5 protein-coding genes are annotated in these 3,926 nt (G+C 36.6%); 4 read left to right on the top strand and 1 reads right to left on the bottom strand.

The window, feature by feature from the left end:
• The first annotated feature begins 96 nt into the window (after window positions 1–96).
• The 4 genes from D1606_RS11685 to pheA are packed head-to-tail and all read left to right on the top strand — an operon-like array spanning window position 97 to window position 3,318.
• Entirely contained in the window at window positions 97–636 is a 540-nt protein-coding gene (locus D1606_RS11685) for a Spo0B domain-containing protein (protein ID WP_119416195.1), read from the top strand.
• Window positions 636–1,925: a GTPase ObgE gene (gene obgE, locus D1606_RS11680; RefSeq protein WP_119416194.1), complete on the top strand. Its 1,290-nt coding sequence runs from the start codon at window positions 636–638 to the stop codon at window positions 1,923–1,925. The genes D1606_RS11685 and obgE overlap by 1 nt, the downstream gene beginning before the upstream one ends.
• Before the next feature lie 17 nt (window positions 1,926–1,942).
• Window positions 1,943–2,398: an ACT domain-containing protein gene (locus D1606_RS11675; RefSeq protein WP_119416193.1), complete on the top strand. Its 456-nt coding sequence runs from the start codon at window positions 1,943–1,945 to the stop codon at window positions 2,396–2,398.
• 14 nt (window positions 2,399–2,412) lie between these two features.
• Window positions 2,413–3,318 (top strand): prephenate dehydratase, encoded by a 906-nt coding sequence (gene pheA / locus D1606_RS11670; protein WP_119416192.1) that lies wholly within the window; start codon window positions 2,413–2,415, stop codon window positions 3,316–3,318.
• 20 nt (window positions 3,319–3,338) lie between these two features.
• On the opposite strand, the gene D1606_RS11665 is transcribed toward pheA, so the two are convergent.
• On the bottom strand, window positions 3,339–3,866 hold the full coding sequence (locus D1606_RS11665) for a transcription repressor NadR (protein ID WP_119416191.1): 528 nt from the start codon (window positions 3,864–3,866) through the stop codon (window positions 3,339–3,341).
• Window positions 3,867–3,926: the final 60 nt, after the last annotated feature.

The following is a 3,926-nucleotide window of genomic DNA, read 5'->3' as shown; positions in this document are numbered from 1 at the left end:
CATAATTTGTGAAAGTCGAATTTTTCTTATTAGGAGCAAAATCATTTAAAAATTGGTATACTGTAAGATGAACATCTCATCGAAGGAGAGTGAAAGATGAAGAACATTAAGACACTCACCGTAAATGAAGCACTACGTTTTGCTAACCATGACTTTCTAAATCAACTTCAACTGATTAAAATGAATCTTGATCTAGGTAGAACAGATTCAGCAAAGAATGCTGTAGAGGAAATTGCTGAACAAAGTAAAACCTTTTTCAATATCAATAAATTAGGACTTCCCAAAACAATTGAATGGATCCATACATTAGGATGGCGATACCCAAGCTTCCATGTTACGATTCAGAGTATAGTTGAACATGAAGTAGATTCTACATTAGATGATGCTATTTCTAATTATTTAGAACAATCCATCTTGCATATCTACCCATCATTAGATCCATTTACTGAACAAAATCTTTCGTTACAACTTTATTCAACAGAACAGCAATTTGAAATTGTATTTCATGCAAAAGGTCATTGGAACGAAAAAGAAGTATTCAAACAACCGTTAACTTCAAAGCTAACGATTGAAGATGAGCAATATTCAGAACAGGAATGGCAATATGTCATTTCGAGTCAGGAGGAAAGACTTTAATGTTTGTCGACCACGTAAAAGTGTATGTTAAAGGTGGAGATGGCGGGAATGGTATGGTAGCCTTCCGTCGTGAAAAATTTGTACCAAATGGTGGCCCTGCTGGTGGAGATGGTGGTAAGGGTGGTGACGTAGTATTCGTAGTAGACGAAGGATTACGTACATTAATGGATTTCCGTTATAAACGCCATTTCAAAGCTGACCGTGGAGAACATGGTATGAGTAAAAACCAACATGGTAAAAAAGCAGAGCCTTTATATGTTTCTGTCCCACCTGGTACAGTTGTTACCGAAGAAGAAACAGGTAGAGTAATTGCAGACTTAGTTGAACATGGTCAAAAAGCGGTCATCGCAAAAGGTGGACGTGGAGGCCGTGGTAACTCTCGTTTTGCTACACCTGCAAATCCTGCGCCAGAACTTTCTGAAAAAGGGGAGCCAGGACAAGAACTTAATGTTATATTAGAATTAAAAGTATTAGCTGATGTTGGTTTAGTTGGATTCCCAAGTGTAGGGAAATCTACATTATTATCTGTTGTTACATCAGCAAAACCGAAAATTGGAGCTTATCATTTTACAACAATTGTACCAAACTTAGGAATGGTACGAATTGATGATGGAAGAAGTTTCGCAATGGCCGATCTTCCAGGACTTATTGAAGGGGCTTCTGAAGGTGTAGGTTTAGGACACCAATTCCTACGACATATCGAACGTACTAGAGTAATCGTCCATGTTATTGATATGTCTGGTATGGAAGGTCGCGACCCATACGAAGATTATTTGACTATCAACAAAGAGTTAGAACAATATAATATGCGTTTAACAGAACGTCCACAAATTATTGTTGCAAATAAAATGGACATGCCTGATGCTGAAGAAAACTTAAAAGTATTCAAAGATCAACTAGCTGAGGATGCAAAAATTTTCCCTATTTCCGCTGTCTCTCGTCAAGGATTAAAAGAGATGTTATTTGCAGTTGCAGATTTATTAGATGAAACACCTGAATTCCCACTTCATGAAATAGAAGATGAAGAAACAGACGCAACTGTTCTATATAAACATGAAGCTAAAGGTGAAGATTTTGTTATCAGTCGTGATGATGATGGAGCTTATGTATTAACAGGCTATACAATTGAACGCTTATTTAAAATGACAGACTTTAGCCGTGAAGAATCAGTACGTCGTTTCTCACGTCAATTACGTGGTATGGGTGTTGATGAAGCACTACGTGAACGCGGTGCTAAAAACGGTGATACTGTTCGCTTATTAGAATTTGAGTTTGACTTTGTAGAGTAATTATAGGGGGGAAAAAGATGAAAAACATTGCAGATCAACGCTATTATTTAGTACGCGAAGATGTGTTAACAGATGCCATGCAAAAAACATTAGAAGCAAAGCACTTGTTGCAAACAGGTGCTGTTACTTCTATATGGGATGCTGTTAAACAAGTCGATTTATCAAGAAGTGCGTTTTATAAATATCGAGATGCTGTTTTCCCCTTTCACTCTATTGTACAAGAACGTATTTTAACAGTTTTTTTACAGCTAGAGGACCGAAAAGGGACGCTAGCTCGACTACTATCCACCGTAACAGATACACATTGCAACGTGCTAACAATACATCAAACGATTCCGATTCAAGGACGAGCAAATGTTACGTTATCACTAGATGTGACAGCAATGGATGTAGAGTTAGATGAATTATTACAGAGTCTTAAAAAATTAGACTTTGTAGAGTCAGCAGAGGTAATTAGTTCAGGCGCATTATAAGGAGGCATTTCGATTTGGCAGCTAGAGAATGGGAAAATAGAGTAGCTTATTTAGGTCCAAAAGGTACGTTTACTAATTTAGCAGCACAAGAACTATTTCAAAATGAATGGATGATTCCATATAAAACTATTCCGGAATGTATTGAAGCTGTGGCTGAAGAACAAGTTGAATTAGCCATTGTTCCTTTAGAAAACGCTCTAGAGGGTACTGTCCCGTTGACTATCGACTATTTATACCATGAAGTTAATTTATACGTTGTAGGAGAGGTATTAACACCTATTGAGCAACATTTAATGGTACATAAAAAGCAAGTAGAAATTTGGGAGAAGAATATCCAGGGTATCTATTCTCATCCTCATGCCTTAGCGCAATGTCATAAATATTTATATTATCGCTTTAAAGGTGTTCCTTTACATCAAACAACATCTACTGCAGCAGCAGCGAAGTTAGTTTCTGAACATCCAGATGATTGTATCGCTGCAATTGGAAATTTAGCTGCAGCCGAAACATATAATTTAGAAATTGTGCAACCAGGAGTTCATGATTTCCATTTTAATCATACTCGGTTCGTCATACTTTCCAAAAAGAATCGCCGTATTGAATTAGCAGAACGTGAGGCACAGATTAAAACAACGCTTATGGTTGAATTACCAGACGATCGTTCAGGTGCATTACATCAAATTTTATCTGTATTCGCATGGCGTAAGATCAATTTAAGCAAAATCGAATCGAGACCTTTAAAAACAGGTTTAGGTAATTATTTCTTCATCTTAGATGTGTTAGAAGATGAAAATGCTCCAATGATGAATGGTGCTATGGAGGAACTTGCTGCTCTCGGTTGCTCTGTTAAGACTCTAGGAAGCTATTACACTTACAAGCATCATTCCAAACAAGATATAAAAAAAGTGTCCAAATCATAAATTTGGACACTTTTTTATTTCTACGAAAGTAGATACCCTTTTTCTTTTAATAATTTTTCAGCTAAGTCTAGTTGCGCTTCGGATGGAGCAGAAATGGTATGGAGATGAGCGCCGTCTGTTAATGCCATTAAGGGACTTGCATTAGTTTCTTGAAGCTTTTTCAAAAATTGTTGTACATCAAATCGATTTTTAACCATAATATTAGCTGTTATTTCACCGTATACTGGATGTTCAACTGTTACGTCTTTTACCGTAATGCCTGCATCAACTAGAGTGTTTAATTCGTCTTCTGTTTGCTCTGAAGTATGCAAAGCTACAATTTGACGTTCGTAATTTTGTACACTTTCATGCTGATTAAAATATAGATACCCCTGACTAGTGGCGATAATTGGTTCATTTCTCGCTTTTAACAAGGCAATATCATTGACGATTACTTGTCTTGAAACACTTGCTCTTTTCGCTAATTCAGTTCCAGTGATGGCTGTTTCTTCTGTCTTTAATAAATTTAATAAAAACGCTCTCCGCTCTTCACCAAGTAATTTTTTCATATATAACACCTCAAAATACAAGCATAAATAGTACTTCTACATTCATAGTGTAACATGAAA

The sequence above is a fragment of the Rummeliibacillus sp. POC4 genome, from assembly GCF_003576525.1.
Lineage (GTDB): Bacteria > Bacillota > Bacilli > Bacillales_A > Planococcaceae > Rummeliibacillus.
The sequence above is the reverse complement of the archived record's forward strand: the minus strand, read 5'-3'. Positions and strand labels throughout refer to the sequence as shown.